This window comes from Tenacibaculum retecalamus (assembly GCF_027941755.1).
GTDB lineage: Bacteria > Bacteroidota > Bacteroidia > Flavobacteriales > Flavobacteriaceae > Polaribacter > Polaribacter haliotis_B.
The window spans coordinates 1681843-1699812 of record NZ_CP115916.1; the positions used below are offsets into that span (position 1 = coordinate 1681843).

15 protein-coding genes and 1 pseudogene are annotated in these 17970 nt (G+C 31.2%); 7 read left to right on the forward strand and 9 right to left on the reverse strand.

Features of this window, described 5'->3' with window-relative positions; all coding sequences use genetic code 11:
• Positions 1–322: 322 nt before the first annotated feature.
• The 3 genes and pseudogenes from typA to PG912_RS08015 form a co-directional block, all read right to left on the reverse strand.
• A pseudogene (gene typA / locus PG912_RS08005) lies at positions 323–2094 on the reverse strand (translational GTPase TypA).
• Positions 2095–2161: 67 nt separating this feature from the next.
• Complete coding sequence (locus tag PG912_RS08010; RefSeq protein ID WP_275687121.1) at positions 2162–2464, reverse strand: LETM1 domain-containing protein; 303 nt, start codon at positions 2462–2464, stop codon at positions 2162–2164.
• On the reverse strand, positions 2464–3627 hold the full coding sequence (locus PG912_RS08015; protein ID WP_275689028.1) for a proline dehydrogenase family protein: 1164 nt from the start codon (positions 3625–3627) through the stop codon (positions 2464–2466). The genes PG912_RS08010 and PG912_RS08015 overlap by 1 nt, the downstream gene beginning before the upstream one ends.
• A gap of 103 nt (positions 3628–3730) precedes the next feature.
• On the opposite strand from PG912_RS08015, the gene aroB reads away from it, so the two are divergent.
• The gene (aroB, locus tag PG912_RS08020; RefSeq protein ID WP_275687122.1) at positions 3731–4789 is read left to right on the forward strand and encodes a 3-dehydroquinate synthase; all 1059 of its coding nucleotides are present in this window, start codon (positions 3731–3733) and stop codon (positions 4787–4789) included.
• Between the two features lie 33 nt (positions 4790–4822).
• Here the strand turns inward: aroB and bshA are convergent, their stop codons facing one another.
• From bshA to dnaB, 5 genes are all read right to left on the reverse strand, one after another.
• Entirely contained in the window at positions 4823–5947 is a 1125-nt protein-coding gene (gene bshA, locus PG912_RS08025; protein WP_275687123.1) for an N-acetyl-alpha-D-glucosaminyl L-malate synthase BshA, read from the reverse strand.
• A 128-nt stretch (positions 5948–6075) separates the two neighbouring features.
• On the reverse strand, positions 6076–6921 hold the full coding sequence (locus tag PG912_RS08030) for a transketolase (protein ID WP_260584887.1): 846 nt from the start codon (positions 6919–6921) through the stop codon (positions 6076–6078).
• A gap of 61 nt (positions 6922–6982) precedes the next feature.
• Positions 6983–8167 (reverse strand): asparagine synthetase B, encoded by a 1185-nt coding sequence (locus tag PG912_RS08035; RefSeq protein WP_275689029.1) that lies wholly within the window; start codon positions 8165–8167, stop codon positions 6983–6985.
• A gap of 126 nt (positions 8168–8293) precedes the next feature.
• A complete protein-coding gene (locus PG912_RS08040) occupies positions 8294–9187 on the reverse strand; it encodes a restriction endonuclease (RefSeq protein WP_275687124.1) in 894 nt (297 codons plus the stop codon).
• Between the two features lie 89 nt (positions 9188–9276).
• Positions 9277–10803 carry a replicative DNA helicase gene (gene dnaB / locus PG912_RS08045; RefSeq protein WP_275687125.1) on the reverse strand — a complete coding sequence of 509 codons (1527 nt, stop codon included), beginning with the start codon at positions 10801–10803 and terminating at the stop codon, positions 9277–9279.
• A gap of 128 nt (positions 10804–10931) precedes the next feature.
• Between dnaB and PG912_RS08050 the strand changes: the two genes are divergently transcribed.
• The 6 genes from PG912_RS08050 to PG912_RS08075 all read left to right on the forward strand — a co-directional run bounded on the left by PG912_RS08050 (position 10932) and on the right by PG912_RS08075 (position 16670).
• Positions 10932–12002 carry a DUF3810 domain-containing protein gene (locus PG912_RS08050; RefSeq protein WP_275687126.1) on the forward strand — a complete coding sequence of 357 codons (1071 nt, stop codon included), beginning with the start codon at positions 10932–10934 and terminating at the stop codon, positions 12000–12002.
• A gap of 6 nt (positions 12003–12008) precedes the next feature.
• Positions 12009–12563, forward strand: a complete 555-nt coding sequence (locus PG912_RS08055; RefSeq protein WP_275687127.1) for a hypothetical protein — start codon at positions 12009–12011, stop codon at positions 12561–12563.
• A gap of 29 nt (positions 12564–12592) precedes the next feature.
• Positions 12593–13831, forward strand: a complete 1239-nt coding sequence (gene pepT / locus PG912_RS08060; protein WP_275687128.1) for a peptidase T — start codon at positions 12593–12595, stop codon at positions 13829–13831.
• A gap of 329 nt (positions 13832–14160) precedes the next feature.
• Positions 14161–14736, forward strand: coding sequence for a Crp/Fnr family transcriptional regulator (locus PG912_RS08065; RefSeq protein WP_275687129.1), 576 nt, complete (start codon positions 14161–14163; stop codon positions 14734–14736).
• A gap of 67 nt (positions 14737–14803) precedes the next feature.
• On the forward strand, positions 14804–15916 hold the full coding sequence (locus PG912_RS08070; RefSeq protein ID WP_275687130.1) for an SMP-30/gluconolactonase/LRE family protein: 1113 nt from the start codon (positions 14804–14806) through the stop codon (positions 15914–15916).
• A 214-nt stretch (positions 15917–16130) separates the two neighbouring features.
• Positions 16131–16670, forward strand: a complete 540-nt coding sequence (locus tag PG912_RS08075; RefSeq protein WP_275687131.1) for a hypothetical protein — start codon at positions 16131–16133, stop codon at positions 16668–16670.
• 49 nt (positions 16671–16719) lie between these two features.
• Here PG912_RS08075 and PG912_RS08080 read toward each other — a convergent pair whose 3' ends face one another.
• A complete protein-coding gene (locus PG912_RS08080; protein WP_260584895.1) occupies positions 16720–17898 on the reverse strand; it encodes a THUMP domain-containing class I SAM-dependent RNA methyltransferase in 1179 nt (392 codons plus the stop codon).
• Positions 17899–17970: the final 72 nt, after the last annotated feature.

Sequence of the window (17970 nt, forward strand, 5' to 3'; positions counted from 1 at the left end):
GTTCATTTAATGTACAAATTCAAGGTCACTCCCTAAATCCAACTAAAAAACTTAATATAATAATTAAATATATACAAGTTACACAAATATAGCCGTTTTCATATATTTATTAGACTATTAGAATAAAAACATCTTTTTTTTAAAATATTTTTTAAGAGTTTGAATGATTATAAAATCGTAAATATTATAAACTTGTTTGTTTTAATTTAAAAATAACTGAAGAAATTAATGCACAATCCATACAATAGCAACATTAAATTAAAAACATAAAAAAAGCTCAAGTTTACAACTTGAGCTTTTTATTTTATATAGATTTTAAGAGTTATGCCTTAAAAACAATTTTACGCATACGTAAGCTTTCTGGAGTAACTTCTAAATACTCATCAGCTTTAATATATTCCATATTTTCTTCTAAAGAAAAATCAATTTTCGGAGCAATTTTCATAGCGTCATCTGTACCCGATTTACGCATGTTTGTTAATTGCTTTCCTTTAATTAAGTTCACAGCCATATCGTCTGACTTAGAGTTTTCTCCAATTACTTGACCGATATAAATTTCTTGATTAACATCAATAAAAAACTTACCTCTATCTTGTAAACGGTTTAAAGCATATGCTGTTGCTTTACCAGTTGCAGCAGAAACGATAGCTCCTTTTACTTCTTCAGTAAAGTCACCTTTATAAGGTCCATACTCACTAAATCTATGGTTAATAATTGCTTGACCAGCTGTTGCTGTTAAAATTTTATTACGTAAACCAATTAATCCACGAGATGGAATTGTAAATTCTAAGTGTTGTAAATCTCCTTTAGGCTCCATAATCATTAAATCTCCTTTACGTAAAGAAACTAAGTTTACAGCTTTAGAAGCAACATCTTCTGGTACATCGATAGACAATGTTTCCATTGGCTCATGTTTCTTACCATCAATCATTTTTATAATTACTTGTGGTCTTCCCACTTGTAATTCATATCCTTCACGACGCATTGTTTCAATCAATACAGATAAGTGTAATACTCCACGACCAAATACGTTAAACTTGTCTTCAGAATCTGTAGTTTCAACTTTTAAAGCTAAATTCTTTTCTAATTCTTTAAACAGACGATCACGAATGTGACGAGATGTTACAAATTTACCTTCTTTACCAAAGAAAGGAGAATTGTTAATTGTAAACAACATACTCATGGTAGGTTGGTCAATTTCTGTTCTTGGTAATGCTTCTGGGTTTTCTAAATCAGCAATAGTGTCACCAATTTCAAATCCGTCAATACCTGTAATAGCACAAATATCTCCACAAGGAACTTTATCTACTTGAACTTTACCCATTCCTTCGAATACGTGTAGTTCTTTAATTCTTACTTTTTTAGTTGTACCGTCAGCTTTACATAACATGTAATCTTTACCAGCTTCTAAATCACCTCTAAAAACACGTCCAATAGCAATTCTTCCTGTAAAAGAAGAAAAATCTAAAGAAGTAATTTGCATTTGTGGAGTTCCTTCGTTGTATTTAGTTTCTGGAATAGATTCTAATACAGCATCTAATAAAGGTACAATATTATCAGTTTCGTTTTTCCAGTCAGTACTCATCCAATTGTTCTTTGCAGAACCGTAAATGGTAGTAAAATCTAACTGCTCTTCAGTAGCTTCTAAAGCAAACATTAAATCAAAAACTTTTTCATGAACGATGTCAGGAGTACAGTTTTCTTTATCTACTTTGTTAACAACTACGATAGGTGTTAATCCTAATTCTAAAGCTTTACCTAATACAAAACGAGTTTGTGGCATTGGCCTTCAAATGCATCAACTAATAATAAAACACCATCAGCCATTTTTAATACACGTTCTACTTCACCTCCAAAATCGGCGTGACCTGGTGTATCAATTACATTGATTTTTGTGTTTTTATAGTTTACTGATACGTTTTTAGAAAGAATTGTAATTCCTCTTTCACGTTCTAAGTCGTTATTATCTAACAATAAATCAGTACGTTCTTTACGATCGTCTAAAACTTTTGCTTGATCTATAATTTTATCTACCAAGGTAGTCTTACCGTGATCAACGTGTGCTATAATAGCGATGTTTCTAATTGGTTGCATTCTTGCTCGTTTTTTAAAGCTGCAAAAGTAGTGTATTAAAAATGAATACTATATAAATCTCGATGAATTATTTTTCTTCGTCTAAAGTTTTATCGTCTTCTCTAAAGGCACTTGGTAGTATATCTGGTATTAATTTTATTAACAACGGCAATAATAATGCGCCTCCTGGCAGCATAAATACTGCAAATGCAGGAATTGCTTTACAAATATCTAAGGTTTGTTTTTTAACCTTAGATATTTCTTCATCAGATAACTTTGTGGTAATCGATTTCTTTATCAAAAAAACTAGCTCTTTGCTTTCTTGAAGCTCTTTTGCTAGGCGTTTTTTGTTTATTTGAATTGCTGCCTTTATTTCGTCAACAGTATTCATTATAGCTTACGACGTTTTCTTTCTGTTTTCAATAAATTAAGCTCTCTTGAGGTTTGTCCTTCTATTGAAGTGTTTTCTTCTGCTCTACGTATTAAATAAGGCATCACATCTCGTACAGAGCCAAACGGAACATATTTTGCTACATTATAACCTTCTGCCGCTAAATTGAAACTAATATGATCACTCATCCCATATAACTGACCAAACCACATACGCTTATCATCCGCTTTAATATTATATTCTTTGGCTAAATCCATTAACAAATAAGAGCTGTCTTCATTATGTGTTCCTGCAAAAATTGCCATATTTTTATGTTCCATCATAAAGCGAACAGCTTCGTTATAATTCGTATCGGTAGCATTTTTATCAACACAAATAGGAGATGCATATCCTTTGTTTTCTGCTCTCTCACGCTCTTTCTCCATATAAGCACCACGCACCACTTTCATCCCTATATAATAGCCTTTTTGATGTGCTTTTTGATATAAACCACGTAAATAACCCATACGATCATGGCGGTACATTTGTAAAGTATTAAAAACAATTGCCTTGTCTTTATTGTACGTTTCCATTAATTCTTCAATCAAATCGTCTGCAGCTTCTTGCATCCAACTTTCTTCTGCATCAATTAATAACGGAACATCCTTTTTTACAGCCGCTTTACACACAGTATGAAAACGCGCTACCACTCTTTCCCATTCTACTTTTTCTTTTGCAGTATGTCCTTCTTTTTCTGTTAACTTTTGATACAAAGCAAAACGTCCAAAACCTGTTGGTTTAAATACCGCATAGGGAATTGATTTTTTTTCTTCAGCAAAATCAATTGTTTTCAACGTCATTTCTAAAGCATCATCAAACTGTGCTTCATCTTCTTTTCCTTCTACCGAATAATCTAAAATACTATGCACATTTCCTTTCTCATGCATTTTTTCGATATTCGGCAAACAATCATCTTCAGTTACGCCACCACAAAAATGATCAAAAACAGTAGAACGGATTAAACCCTCTACTGGTAAATGTGCTTTTAAGGCAAAATTAGTTACCGCTGTACCAATACGTACCATTGGTTGGTTTTGTATCATTTTAAATAAAAAGTATGCGCGCTCTAACTCTGAATCTGATTTTAATTTAAAAGCCGTTGCTGTGTTGTTAAAAAGTGTCATTATAGAAGTCTTGTTATATTTCATTTCAATCACAAATATAAATGACCCTTATGATATATTTTAATTTTTTCTATTTATTTTCGCTTTAAAATTCATATTAATAATGACCTCTATTAAAGCAGCAACATACTCTATTCATTTTAATGAAAAAGCGTATACCGAATTAGCCAGCTTAATTCGCAATAACAACTACTCGTCTATTTTTATTTTGGTTGATGACAACACACTTACACACTGTTATCCTCGATTTATACCTTTATTAGAAACAGATAAAAAAATTGAAGTAATTCAGATTGATGCTGGTGAAATTCATAAAAATATTGAAACTTGTGTGGGAGTTTGGAACGTGATGACCGAACTAGGTGCTGATAGAAAAAGTTTACTAATTACTTTAGGTGGTGGTGTTATTACTGATTTAGGCGGATTTGTAGCTGCTTCTTTTAAACGCGGAATCGATTTCGTGAATATCCCTACAACATTGTTAAGTATGGTTGATGCTTCTGTTGGTGGTAAAACCGGAATAGATTTAGGGGTTTTAAAAAACCAGATTGGTTTATTTGCTAACCCTGAAATGGTGGTACTTGATGCTGAATATTTACATACGCTTCCGGCAAGAGAAATTCGCTCTGGTACTGCTGAAATTATTAAATACGGAATGACACATGACATCCGTTTATTTAATGAAATTAAAGATAATAACGAATTAAATATTGTGGATTTAATACATCGTTCTATAGAAATTAAAAATGAAGTTGTTTTAAAAGATCCTACAGAGCAAAACATCCGTAAGGTTTTAAATTGGGGGCATACTATTGGTCATGGAGTTGAATCTTACTTTTTAGAAAATGAACAAAAAGAAAATTTAACACACGGTGAAGCTATTGCCATCGGTATGGTTTGTGAAGCTTATATTTCTTCTAAATTATTGAATTTTCCTTCGGATAAACTTCAAGAAGTAAAAAATACTATTCTTACTATTTATGGTAAAACAGCTATTTTAGAAGAAGATTTTTCTTCAATTATGGAATTAATGAAACATGACAAGAAAAATATAGGCGGAGAAATCAATTTTATTTTATTAAACAATTTCGGCGATTTTAAAATCGATTGTAAAGTTTCGAATCAATTAATTATCGAAAGTTTAAAATATTATAATTCTTAAAAAAGAGCAAGTTAATGTTGCTCTTTTTATGAATTATTTTGAGCATTTTTTATAAATGGCTTCATAAACAGGCAATATTTTTTCTAAAGAAAATAGCTTGATATGCTCTTTTGCATTGGCTTTAAATTGATTTAAAACAACATCGTCTTTTAAAATTTTAATTGCATTTTTCGCCATATCATCAACATCACCAAGATTACTTAAATATCCCGTTTTACCATGAATATTTACTTCTGGTAATCCTCCACAATTTGTAGATATAACAGCTGTACTGGCTGCCATTGCCTCTAAAGCTGCTAAACCAAAACTTTCTGTTTCTGATGGTAGTAAAAAAAGATCAGAATAACATAATATTTTAGCAACTTCGTTACTATTACCTATAAAAAGCACTTTACTTTCTATATTTAATTCTCTTGCAAGATTCTCTGCTTTTAAACGTTCCGATCCGTCACCAACCATTAATAATTTTGAAGGGACTTCTTTTTGAATTTTATTAAAAATTCTAATTACATCATCGGTACGTTTTACAGGTCGGAAATTACTAACATGTGTTAAAATTTTTTCTTCGGGTGTAGCTAAAGCAATACGCTTACATTCATCTTGATGTGCTCTATCGTATTTTTCTCCATCAATAAAGTTATAAACTACTTTTATATCTTTTTCAATATTAAATAATCGCAACGTATCTTCTTTTAAACTGTTAGAAACCGCTGTTACTTCATCTGACTTATTAATACTAAACTCTACTGCTGTTTTATAGGTTGGATGACTACCTACCAAAGTAATATCTGTACCATGTAAAGTAGTTACCACTTTTACGTTGATATCTTTATCTTCTAGCATTTTTTTAGCCATATACGCTGCATAAGCATGCGGAATAGCATAGTGTACATGTAAAACTTCTAGTTGATGTTTTTCAACTACTTCTACCATTTTGCTAGACAATGCTAACTCATAAGGCTGATATTGAAATAATGGATATTCTTCCATTACAACTTCATGAAAATGTAATCGATGTGAAAAAAAATCTAATCGAACAGGTTGATTATAGGTTATAAAATGTACTTCGTGACCTTTATCTGCCAAAGCCATTCCTAACTCAGTTGCTACTACTCCACTCCCTCCAAATGTAGGATAACATACAATTCCTATTCTCATATTTACGCTTGATTATTACAGTAAGATTACTGACGTAAATTTACGGTATTACTTACGCTTTTTTGTGAATAAAAACATAAAAAAATCCCGCTTTACAGCGGGATTTAAATTTTATATGTAAAACTATTTTAATAGTCTCCTAATGTTTCTGGGTTTTGCGCTAATGAAGAAGCTAATTGCTCATCATTTGGTGCCTTACCATGCCAAGCATGTGTATGCATCATAAAATCGATACCGTTACCCATTTCAGTGTATAATAACACACAAACTGGTTTTCCTTTACCGGTACGAGATTTTGCATCTGCCATTCCGCTTAAAATAGCTTCCACATTATTTCCTTCTCTTATTTCTAATACATCCCAACCAAAAGCTTCAAACTTTGCTTTTAAGCTTCCCATTGCTAGTACTTGATCTGTAGTTCCGTCAATTTGTTTTTCGTTTACATCAATAGTTGAAATTATATTATCAACTTTTTTTCCTGATGCATACATTGCTGCTTCCCAGTTCTGACCTTCTTGTAATTCACCATCACCGTGTAATGTATATACAATTTTATCGTCTCCGTTTAACTTTTTTGCTTCAGCAGCACCAATAGCAACACTCATACCTTGTCCTAAAGATCCTGAAGCAATACGAATACCTGGTAGGTTTTCGTGTGTTGTTGGATGCCCTTGTAAACGAGAATCTAATTTTCTAAACGTTGCTAATTCTGATACTGGAAAAAAACCACTATGTGCTAAAACGCTATAGTAAACTGGCGATATATGTCCGTTTGATAAAAAGAATAAATCTTCGTTATTTCCGTCCATTTTAAAATCAGTAGAATAATCCATGATTTCTTGGTATAAACAGGTTATAAACTCTGCACATCCTAAAGATCCTCCTGGATGCCCTGAATTTACTGCGTGAACCATTCTTACGATATCTCTACGAACTTGTTGTGTAAAATCTTGAAGCTGTTGTGTTGTTGGCATTGTTGTTTTGTTTTGTTCCGACAAAAGTAACTGTTTAGAAAACAATTGCCAATTACTTTATTTAAGTTTTTTGCTTTTTCTTTTTTGCTGCTGGAAAGAGCACATTATTTAAAATTAAGCGATACCCTGGCGATGTTGGGTGTAAATCCAACTCAGTTTTCGGATCTCCTACTCTATGCTGATAATCTTCAGGATCATGACCTCCATAAAAAGTAAACATACCTTTTCCTTTAGTTCCGTGAATATATTTACCCTCTCCATTGGTTTTGTTTTCTCCTAAAATCATTACGGTAGATTTTACAGTACTACGATCAAAAGAAGTTGTTTGCCCCATAAATGCTTTTACCAATTGTGTGTGATTTTGAGTTAACATGGTTGGTACTTGATCCCATTTTGCTGAAAACTCTCCCAATGTAAAATAATCAACCTCTTTTTTAATTCTACGTTTACGAGTCATATCAATAGATGAAAACTCGTAAGTTGTTGGATTACGAATCAACTCGAAATCTTTAAAAGCAAAGGTTTTATTAAAATCTATTTTAGATTGATAATTAGGTTCTGAAGCATCACCGTCAAACATTCCCTCTGCAATATCTACTCCATCAGCAGCCAAAGCAATGTCAAAACTATCGGTTGCTGAACACATGGCAAACATAAATCCGCCACCAACTACGTAATCTCTAATCTTTTTTGCTACCGCTCTTTTTTCTTCTGATACTTTAGTATAGCCTAATTTTTTAGCCAATGCTTCGGCATCTTTTTTCTGTTGAATATACCAAGGTGCCGTTCTAAAGGCACCGTAAAAACGACCATATTGTCCCGTAAAATCTTCGTGATGTAAGTGCAGCCATTCATATAATAGTAATTTATCGTTTAATACTTCCTCATCATAAATTACATCAAACGGAATTTCAGCATAAGCGAGTACCATCGTTACAGCATCATCCCAAGGCATTTTACCTTTTGGTGAATACACCGCTATTTTTGGCGCTTTTTCTAAAGTTACTGCTTCTTGATTTTTTGAAGGTGATGAAATTTCTTCTAAAATTAATACTGATTTAGCATCTGAGATTATTCGATAAGAAACTCCGCGTATTTTGCATTCTTTTTCAATTGATTCGTTGTTTTCTATTAAAAAAGCACCGCCGTCATAATTTAACAACCATTTTGCTTTTAACCCGTTTTGCAACGCGTAATACACAATTCCGTATGCTTTTAAATGATTTTTCTGATTCTCATTACTCATCGGAACATAAATAAAAGATGCCCAAATTGAGTTTGACACTAATAAAAATAATATTAATATGTATAGGTGTTTTTTAATCATATTAAAAATTCTAAAATTAAGTTTAAAGTAATAATCAACGATATACTACTCGCTTTCAAAAAAATCTAAATCTATTTCCTTTACCTCATAAATTGATTTCAATTGTAAACCAACACTAAACTCGTGCATAAGGTTAACTAATTTATCTCCATTTATAAGAATTATTGTATGATGAGCATCATTTGCCTTCTTTTCTGCTCCTTTATCAAAGGTTGAAGTTGTTACAAATACTCCTTTCTTAGTATCTCCACTCATTGCTCCAATAAAATTTCTTATATCTTTTTCTCTAACTTTATTTTCTCCATATCTTTTGGCTTGAATATAAATCTTATCCAAGCCTAGCTTATCTTCATTAATTATACCATCTATGCTTCCATCACCTGTCTTAGCTGTTTCTATGAAATCACCATAACCCATTTTTTTTAGGAGAATTAAAATTACCTTTTCAAAATAAAAAGGATCCATCGATTTCAACTTATCTAAAAGTTCTTCCTTAACTTCTGTTTCAATTTGTAAAAACCCTTCATCAATTAGATCTTGCGGAGAAGCATTTTCTATTTTTTGAGGTGTTGTATCTTTCGTAGGGTGTTCTTCTGTATAAAAATCAAGAAAATTTGATGAATTTTCAACATCTTTAAGAGATAAAGATTTATTAACCGAATTTTTACCTTTATCCGTAATTTTCACCATACCTCGTTTAGGGAACTCAATGAAACCTCCTTTTTTTAAATATGATTTACCCCATGCTATTCTGTTTAAAATTAAAGTATCTCCGCTTTTCGTCTTCTTTTCTAACTGTTCATCTGTTAAATGAGAATAAAACTTTTCGATAATCTCTTTACTCATTTCACGATGATGAATAGTCTCTTCATTTAAAAGAGTTTTTAATATTGGCATAAATGTTTCGTGAAACTTAGGTATTTCTTTATTTTTTAGCATATTTTTTAATTGCAAACTTTTAAAAACTAAAATACACAATTACTAAGTAGCAATTGTGTATTTATTATATTTTATGAATTGTTTAAGTTTTAAAACGGTACATCATCATCACTTGGTCCGAAAGCATCTTCTGGCGATGCAAAATTACTAGAAGCTACATCAGTATTAAATCCAGATTCTGCACCTGAGTTCATACTCGATTGAAACTCACTACTAATACCTTCTTCTAAATCTGAGAATAAAGCTAAATGCCCAGTAAACTTTAAACGGATATTATCCATTCCACCGTTACGGTGTTTTGCTACAATAAACTCTCCTTGCCCTTCACATGGTGAATGATCATCATCATCCCATTCTGTCATACCGTAATATTCTGGTCTAAAAATAAACGATACAATATCGGCATCTTGTTCAATTGCTCCAGATTCACGTAAATCTGATAGTAACGGACGCTTAGAGCCTCCACGTGTTTCTACTGCACGCGATAATTGAGATAAAGCAATTACTGGTATACTTAATTCTTTTGCTAATGCTTTTAAGTTTCGCGAAATAGTTGATATTTCTTGTTCACGGTTTCCTCCTGCTCCACCAGCTGTCATTAACTGTAAATAATCAATTACAATTATTTTCACATCGTGTTGCGATACTAAACGTCGTGCTTTTGCACGTAAATCGAAAATTGAAAGCGCCGGAGTATCATCAATAAAAATAGGAGCATCTGAAAGTCTTTTAACCTTTACATTTAACTGTTCCCATTCATGTGGTTCTAGGTTTCCTTTACGTAATTTTTCTGATGTTAAACCTGTTTCAGAAGAAATCATACGTGTAATTAACTGTACCGATGACATCTCTAAAGAGAATACTGCAACGGCGTGGTTAAAATCAATCGCCATATTTTTAGCCATCGAAATTACGAAGGCCGTTTTTCCCATACCAGGACGTGCTGCAATAATAATTAAATCTGATGGTTGCCAACCTGAAGTTAAAGCATCTAATTTTGTAAATCCGGTAGCCAAACCACTCATTCCTTCTTTACCAGAAATTTCTTGTATTTTGGTAATAGATTGTTGTACTAATGAATCGGCTCTTTCGGCTCCTTTTTTAAGATTTCCTTGTGTTACTTCAAATAATTTACCCTCGGCATCATCTAATAAATCAAAAACATCAATAGTTTCGTTGTAAGCACTTTCTATTATTTCAGACGAAATTGTAATTAATTTTCGCTGAATATATTTTTCTAATATAATTCTTGCGTGAAACTCAATATGTGCCGAAGAGGCTACTTTTTGAGTTAAACCTATTAAGAAAAAATCACCTCCGGCTAAATCTAAAGTTCCGTTTTTCTTTAATTGATTTGATACTGAAAGTAAATCAATCGGTTCAGAATTTTGAAAAAGTGTATAAATAGCCGCGTAAATTTCTTGATGCCTTTTATCATAAAAAGAATCAGGATTAAGAATATCAATTATTTCATCGATTCCTTTTTTATCAATCATCATGGCACCTAAAACAGCTTCTTCCAATTCTAAAGCTTGTGGTGGTAATTTTCCTTTTTCAAGACTAATAATTTTAGCCTTGTCAGTTTTAGTTCCTCTAAGAGATTGAGTTCTTTCCATAACTGCAAATGTAATTTTTTAAGCTGATACTTCTAGGAGCTATCTTTAACTTTCTTTATGCACAAATTTTGTAAACAAAACTGTTATTAACTTGTTGATAACGTACTAACTTTCTTATTTTTGATGTTATGCAGTACAATAAAAAACAGCTTATAATAGCTTTAACTTTACCTTTTCAAATATTATTTGTGCATTTTTTTAGCCAAAAACCACAATGGGTAGAGCAATATTACAGCACAGGAATATATCCTTATATTTCTAATTTCTTTCGCTTTATTTTAGGATGGATTCCTTTTTCGTTTGGTGATTTTTTAGGTTTTATATTGATATTCTTGTTCGTTAAAGCTATTTATCAATTAATTAAAAACCGATTTAAAAACAGTATACCGTTGCTTCTGAAGTTTATAACGACTTTATCTATTATTTATTTTTGTTTTTATGCTTTTTGGGGATTCAATTATTTTCGCGAGCCTTTGGCTAAAAATTTAGGCTTGCAACAATCAACATACACAACCGAACAGTTGGTTGAAACTACGCAACAAATTGTTTTAGAATTAAATAAAATTCATTTACAAATTACCAAAAATGATACTATAAAAGTTACCGTTCCATATTCTCAAAAAGAAATTTACCAGTTAGCTACCAATGGTTATAAAAACTTAGCTTTTATTTATCCGCAGTTAGCGTATAAAAATCCGTCTATAAAAAGTTCTTTAGTGAGTTTGTTTCAATCTTATAACGGAACCGCAGGTTATATAAATCCGATTACAGGCGAGGCGCAAATAAATGATAGGATTCCTAAAACGGGATATCCGTCAACGACTTGTCACGAAATGGCACATCAAATTGGTTGGGCTGCAGAAAATGACGCAAATTTTGTTGGTTTCTTAGCGGCTATTAAAAACGACGATTTATACTTTAAATATTCAGGATACAGAATGGCGTATAATTACTGTATTCGTCAAATTTACAGACGAGATAAAGAGTTGGCTTCTGAAATTAAAAAAACGGTAAATATCGGAATTTATAAAGATTATAGAGATAGTTATTTACATTGGAAACAATTTGAAAATCCTATTGAGCCGTATTTAAAAAAAGGCTACAATTCATATTTAAAAGCAAACAATCAATCAAAAGGAATAAAATCTTACAGTTATGTAGTAGATTTGTTAATCGCTTATTTTAAACATCAGAAATAGAAAAAAATGAAAAATATAGTAACTGTTTTAGTGTTAATTTTAATGATTTCTTGTAATTCATTTCCCGATTTAAAAGAAGAGTTTCCCTGTAAAGAAACTAGTTTTTATGATAATCTTAAAAAAAGTGAAGATGTTAGAAATATGTTTAGTGTACAACTGCCAAAACATTGGAAGGTAAACTTATATTATGATGACACGAAAACATCTATCTACGCTGCCGACACAACCACCAGTGTTACAAAAACAACACTTATGGATGTTACTTTGGTGCATAAAACTGTTTTTTTAGACAATACTTTTAAGCAAAAAATTACGGATGACAATAAAAAAATGGACTTATCAGAAATTAAAACCAACGATGTAAACATTCTTAATAAGCCTTCTTATTACAGTTATGCTAAAGGTAAAAAAGGCAATTATTCGTATCATATATTAAATACCTTTACTAAAATAAACGATGACAACTTCTTACATGTTAAAACCGAAGTTTATGGAGATTCTTTAGTAGATGAACGAATTTGTAAAGCCCTAAATTTAATTAACAAAACACAACTGAATTAGTTACTTTTGAAATGCTAAAAACTACAACAATGAACAAACAACATATCATCAATCGATTTATAAAATATGTAACTATTGATACTGAAAGCGATCCTAACAATCCTGCTTTTCCGAGTACCGAAAAACAATGGGATTTAGCAAAGGTTCTTGAAAAAGAATTGAAAGAAATAGGAATGGAAGAGGTAGATTTAGATGAAAACTGTTACCTAATGGCTACGCTGCCTAGTAATTTAGATTACGAAGTACCAACAATTGGTTTTGTTGCGCATATAGATACAAGTCCTGATTTTACTGGAGCGAATGTAAAACCACAAATCCACGAAAATTACGACGGAAAAGACATTATTTTAAACAAAGAGCAAAACATTGTATTGTCTCCTGATTATTTTGATGACTTATTACAATACAAAGGTCAAACTATCATTACTACTGACGGAACAACGCTGTTAGGTGCCGACGATAAAGCTGGTGTTACCGAAATTGTTTCTGCGATGGAATATTTAATTCAGCATCCAGAAATTAAACACGGTAAAATTAGAGTATGTTTTCCGCCGGATGAAGAAGTTGGTAAAGGTGCGCATATGTTTGATGTTGAAAAATTTGGAGCTAAATGGGCGTACACCATGGACGGAAGTCAGATTGGTGAGCTAGAATATGAAAATTTTAATGCAGCTGGTGCTAAAATTACTGTAAATGGTAAAATAGTTCACCCAGGATATGCTAAAGGAAAAATGATTAATTCGATGACTATTGCTAGCGAATTAATCAACGCAATGCCAGCCGATGAAGTTCCTGAAAAAACTACTGGTTATGAAGGTTTTTTCCACTTACATCATATGGAAGGAAAGGTTGAGCAAACCACATTACAATATATTATTAGAGATCATGATATGGAGTTGTTTAAAAATCGTAAACAAGCCATGTTAGATTTAGTTTCGGTAATGAATACGAAACTAGGTAAAGACTTAATTGAAATTGAAATTAAAGATCAATACTACAATATGAAAGAAAAAGTAACTCCGGTTATGCATATTGTTGATATCGCTGAAGAAGTTATGAATGAAATGGGAATTAAACCATTAATTAAACCAATTCGTGGTGGTACAGATGGTTCTCAATTATCTTACAAAGGCTTACCGTGTCCTAATATTTTTGCTGGAGGGCATAATTTTCACGGACGTTACGAATATGTACCTGTTGAAAGTATTTTAAAAGCTACCGAAGTAATTGTTGGTATTGCAGAAAAAGTATCGGTAAAGTTTAAATAAGTTTATAATTGCCTAATCCTAAAAAATCTTTTTAGGGTTAGGCTTTCTTACATCTAACTTTATTATCTTCTTACCCCCTACTAATCTATCTCTTTTAAAAGGAATGATGAAACCGAAATCAGGCATTTAAATTCTAAAAGCACTCAATAGTTAAAATATGTTACGACTTAGTTGTTTACTATAGAAAACCTAAATGATAACACAATTTCTTAGGCTATTTTTATAAAGCTATTAATCCTTATAGAAAAATTTTATTTATACTTTATTATTCAATTATCAAGTATTAAAGAAATATAAAAAAGAGCTACCCACTTTAAAGACAACTAAAAATGAACGAATTAAGGAGCATATTAAAAGAAATCATTGGGTTAACAGAAAATGAATGGGAGCAGTTTTCTAATCAATTAAAAAGGCAGGAATATAAAGCGAAAACCTTATTAATTAAAGAAGGTAAAACTGCAAAAAAATTGTACTTTATTGAATATGGATTACTTAGAACATATAAGAACTTAGAGGAAAAAGAAATTACTACTTACTTTTCTTGTGACCATCAATTTATAACTGTTTTTAATAGTTTTATACATCAAATACCTTCTTCAGAAAACTTAGAAGTAATTGAAAATAGTATTGTTTATGAAATATCTTCTCGTAACTTGGATCAACTATATAAAGAATCACCGAAATTTGAAAAATTTGGTAGAATTTTAGCTGAAAAAAATCACCTTTGTGCTATAGAAAGAAGCTTAACAATGCAAACTAAATCAGCTAAAAAAAAGTATTTAGATTTCTTAAAAAATTACAATAAAAAAATTATAAGTAGAGTTCCTCAACACCAAATTGCTAGTTTTCTTGGTATAGCACCAGAATCGTTAAGTAGAGTTCGGAAAGAAATTTCCATTTCATAACAAATGTCAAGATGTAAATATTAAAACAGTTCTTTCTTTGTGTTTCATAAACCTATAAATAAGCACAATGAAAATTTCAAATAAAATAAAATTATCTATTATCTTAGTATCTGTAATGCTTGTAGCATTCATTATTAGTATTTTATATAACGCTCGATCAATTTCTCCAATAGCTTGGACACCTCCTTTAATACCAAAACTAGAAGGAGTTATGGCTGAAAACGAATTACTAAGTAAAACCCAACGCATAAACTTAAACGGTTGGTTTTACCCTGAAGATGTTGCTATAGATAATCAAGGAAATCTATACTGTGGCGTACACATTTCTAAAACAGATTTCACCGATGGACGTGTTTTAAAAATTGCTCCTTCGGGGAAAGTTTCTGTTTTCTCCAATTCTGAATCTTGGGTTACAGGATTACATTTTGATAGCAATCAACATCTTATTGCTTGCGATTTAGAAAGAGGCTTAATAAGTATTGATCTAAATGGTAAAATAAAAACATTGGCAAGTGAAGATGAAAACGGGAACAAATTCTTAATACCTAATGATGTAGATATTGCTAAAGATGGCATGATTTATTTTACAAATACATCCTCAAAAATGACCTTTAGTAATAAAAATGTTTGGAAGTTATTAATGGAAGCTAAACCAGACGGAGGTCTTTACAGTTATAATCCCAAAACCAAACAAGTAAAAACTCTTATAGACGGTACTTACTTTGGAAACGGGGTTGCTGTTTCACAGAATGATGATTTCGTTTTAATGGTTGATTTAGCAAAATATAGAATAATTAGATATTGGCTTAAAGGTGATAAAAAAGGAACTAAAGATATTTTTATAGATAATTTACCCGGTTTCCCAAATGGAGTTTCTAGAAGGTTAGATGGTAGTTTTTGGCTTGGTTTTTCTACAAAAAGAGATAAATCATTAGATGAAATACACCCAAAACCTCTCCTTAAAAAAATTATATATGGACTTCCTTCTTTTTTACAACCTAAAGCTGTACCATACGGAATGATAATGCACTTAAGTAGTAAAGGAGAAATCATAAAAACATATTACGATACAACAGGAGAGTTTGTAACAGAAGCCACTTCTGTTGAAGAACACGATGGCTATCTTTATTTTGGTGGAGATGTATCTGGTTATATTTCAAAATATAAACTAGAAGAATAATGTTTTTTTCCTTTCGCTCAATTTAATTAGCATTATGCGAAGCTCAAAACACCATTACTTAGTAATTTGAGCTTTTTTCATTAAATTTACATTTAAAAATCTAACAAAATCAGCATGATAAATGTATTTTAGAAAAATGAAACTTCAAAATATTTTTTTATTCATATTAATTACATCAATTAATATCAACGGTGTTTTTTGTCAAAATAGCAATATGGAGCACAAAATTGAAAATACAAAAAACTTAGGAAGAGAAGTACTCATTAAAAAAGCAAAAAGCATTCTTAAGGAAAAATATCCTTCCTTAAAAATAAACTTAAATGAGTTTGAAGTAACAGCTTGGTCTAATAAAAAAAAAGTTTTAGTTCACTTTAAAAGGTTTATTAAATTTACTCCTCTAGGCTACAAAAAAGGTCATTTTAATTATAATTTCTCTGTAAATGTAATAACAAAAAGCACGCTCCCTTTCGATGTTTTCGGAACAACACAGTTTTATACACCAACAAAAGAAGACACTAAAAAAATAGCATTTGTAAAAAAATCTTTTAACGTATTTAAACCTGGATTTGAAAACGAAGTGTTTGAAAAAAATAATATGTATATTTTATCTATTAGTAACGATACTTATTTTGTAATACATCATATTGATAAAATAACAGGAGAAGAAATACCAAAAAGTACCATACAAGGAAATTGGGAACCTGACCCTTTCGAAACAGCAGATAAAAATCCTTTAATAGAAATAATAAAGTAATACTTTTTTTTACAAAAAATCCGCTGAAAGTTTTCAGCGGATTTTTTTATTATGCTTCGATATCAGATTCGAAATCGTTTTTCATTTTTTTACTTCCTTCGTAGAGTTCATACTTTACAAAACGACAATCTAAATCGGCATTTTTAAGCGGTATTCTCTTTGACGTTCTTAACCCAACATGTTTTAACGCTAACATATCCGAAGTAATTAACCAAGCTGTAGAATCGTGATAATTATGCTTTAAAGTATCTCCTATTTTGGTATAAAACTCTTCTACATCAATATTTAAACGTTCACCATACGGCGGGTTAAATAAAATGGTTGTTTTACCAAATACTTCTTTCTTAGAGTTAAAAAAGTTTACGTGGTGTATACCTATAAACTCGTCTAAATTGGCGTTTACAATGTTTTGTTTTGCTTTTGTAACTGCAGACGGAGCTTTATCAAATCCCATTATTTTAAAATGAGAGCTTGTAATTTTCTTTAACAACGCATCCTGAATTACAAAAAACAAATCCTCATCGTAATCTTTCCAGTTTTCAAAAGCAAAATGCTTACGATTAATGTTTGCTGGTATATTATTAGCAACCATGGCTGCTTCAATTAAAATCGTACCTGAACCACACATTGGGTCGATAAAATTTTCTTCTCCTTTATAACCAGATAACAATACCAATCCTGCCGCTAACACTTCGTTAATTGGTGCAATATTGGTAGCGCTTCTATACCCTCTTTTGTGTAGTGAATCTCCTGATGAATCTAAAGAAATTGTTAACCATTCATTATGAATATGAATATGAATTTTAACATCTGGATGTTTTAAATCTACATTCGGACGCTTTTTGTACTTGCTCATAAAATAATCAGCAATTGCATCCTTCGATTTTAAACTAATATAGTGTGAATTTGTCGTAAAATTCTTCGAATTTACTACTGCTCCAATAGCAAAAGTCCCGTCAACATCAATATATTTATCCCATTTTACACGCTGAATTGCTTCGTATAAATCTTCTTCATCAAAAATTTTACTCTTTTTAATCGGTTTTAAAATACGAATAGCCGTACGCAAAGCAATATTTGCTTTATACATAAAACCTGTATCTCCTTTAAAAGTAACATTACGTATTCCTTCCTTAACATCCTGACCACCAAGCTTTCTTAGTTCATCTGCTAAAACTCCTTCTAAACCTGCCATCGTAACGGCAGTCATTTTAAAATCTTTCTCCATGTAATTGTAAAATTTCATTGCAAAAGTACAGCTTATTTTGGGTTGATATGAATCTTTTCTTGTTTCAATCTA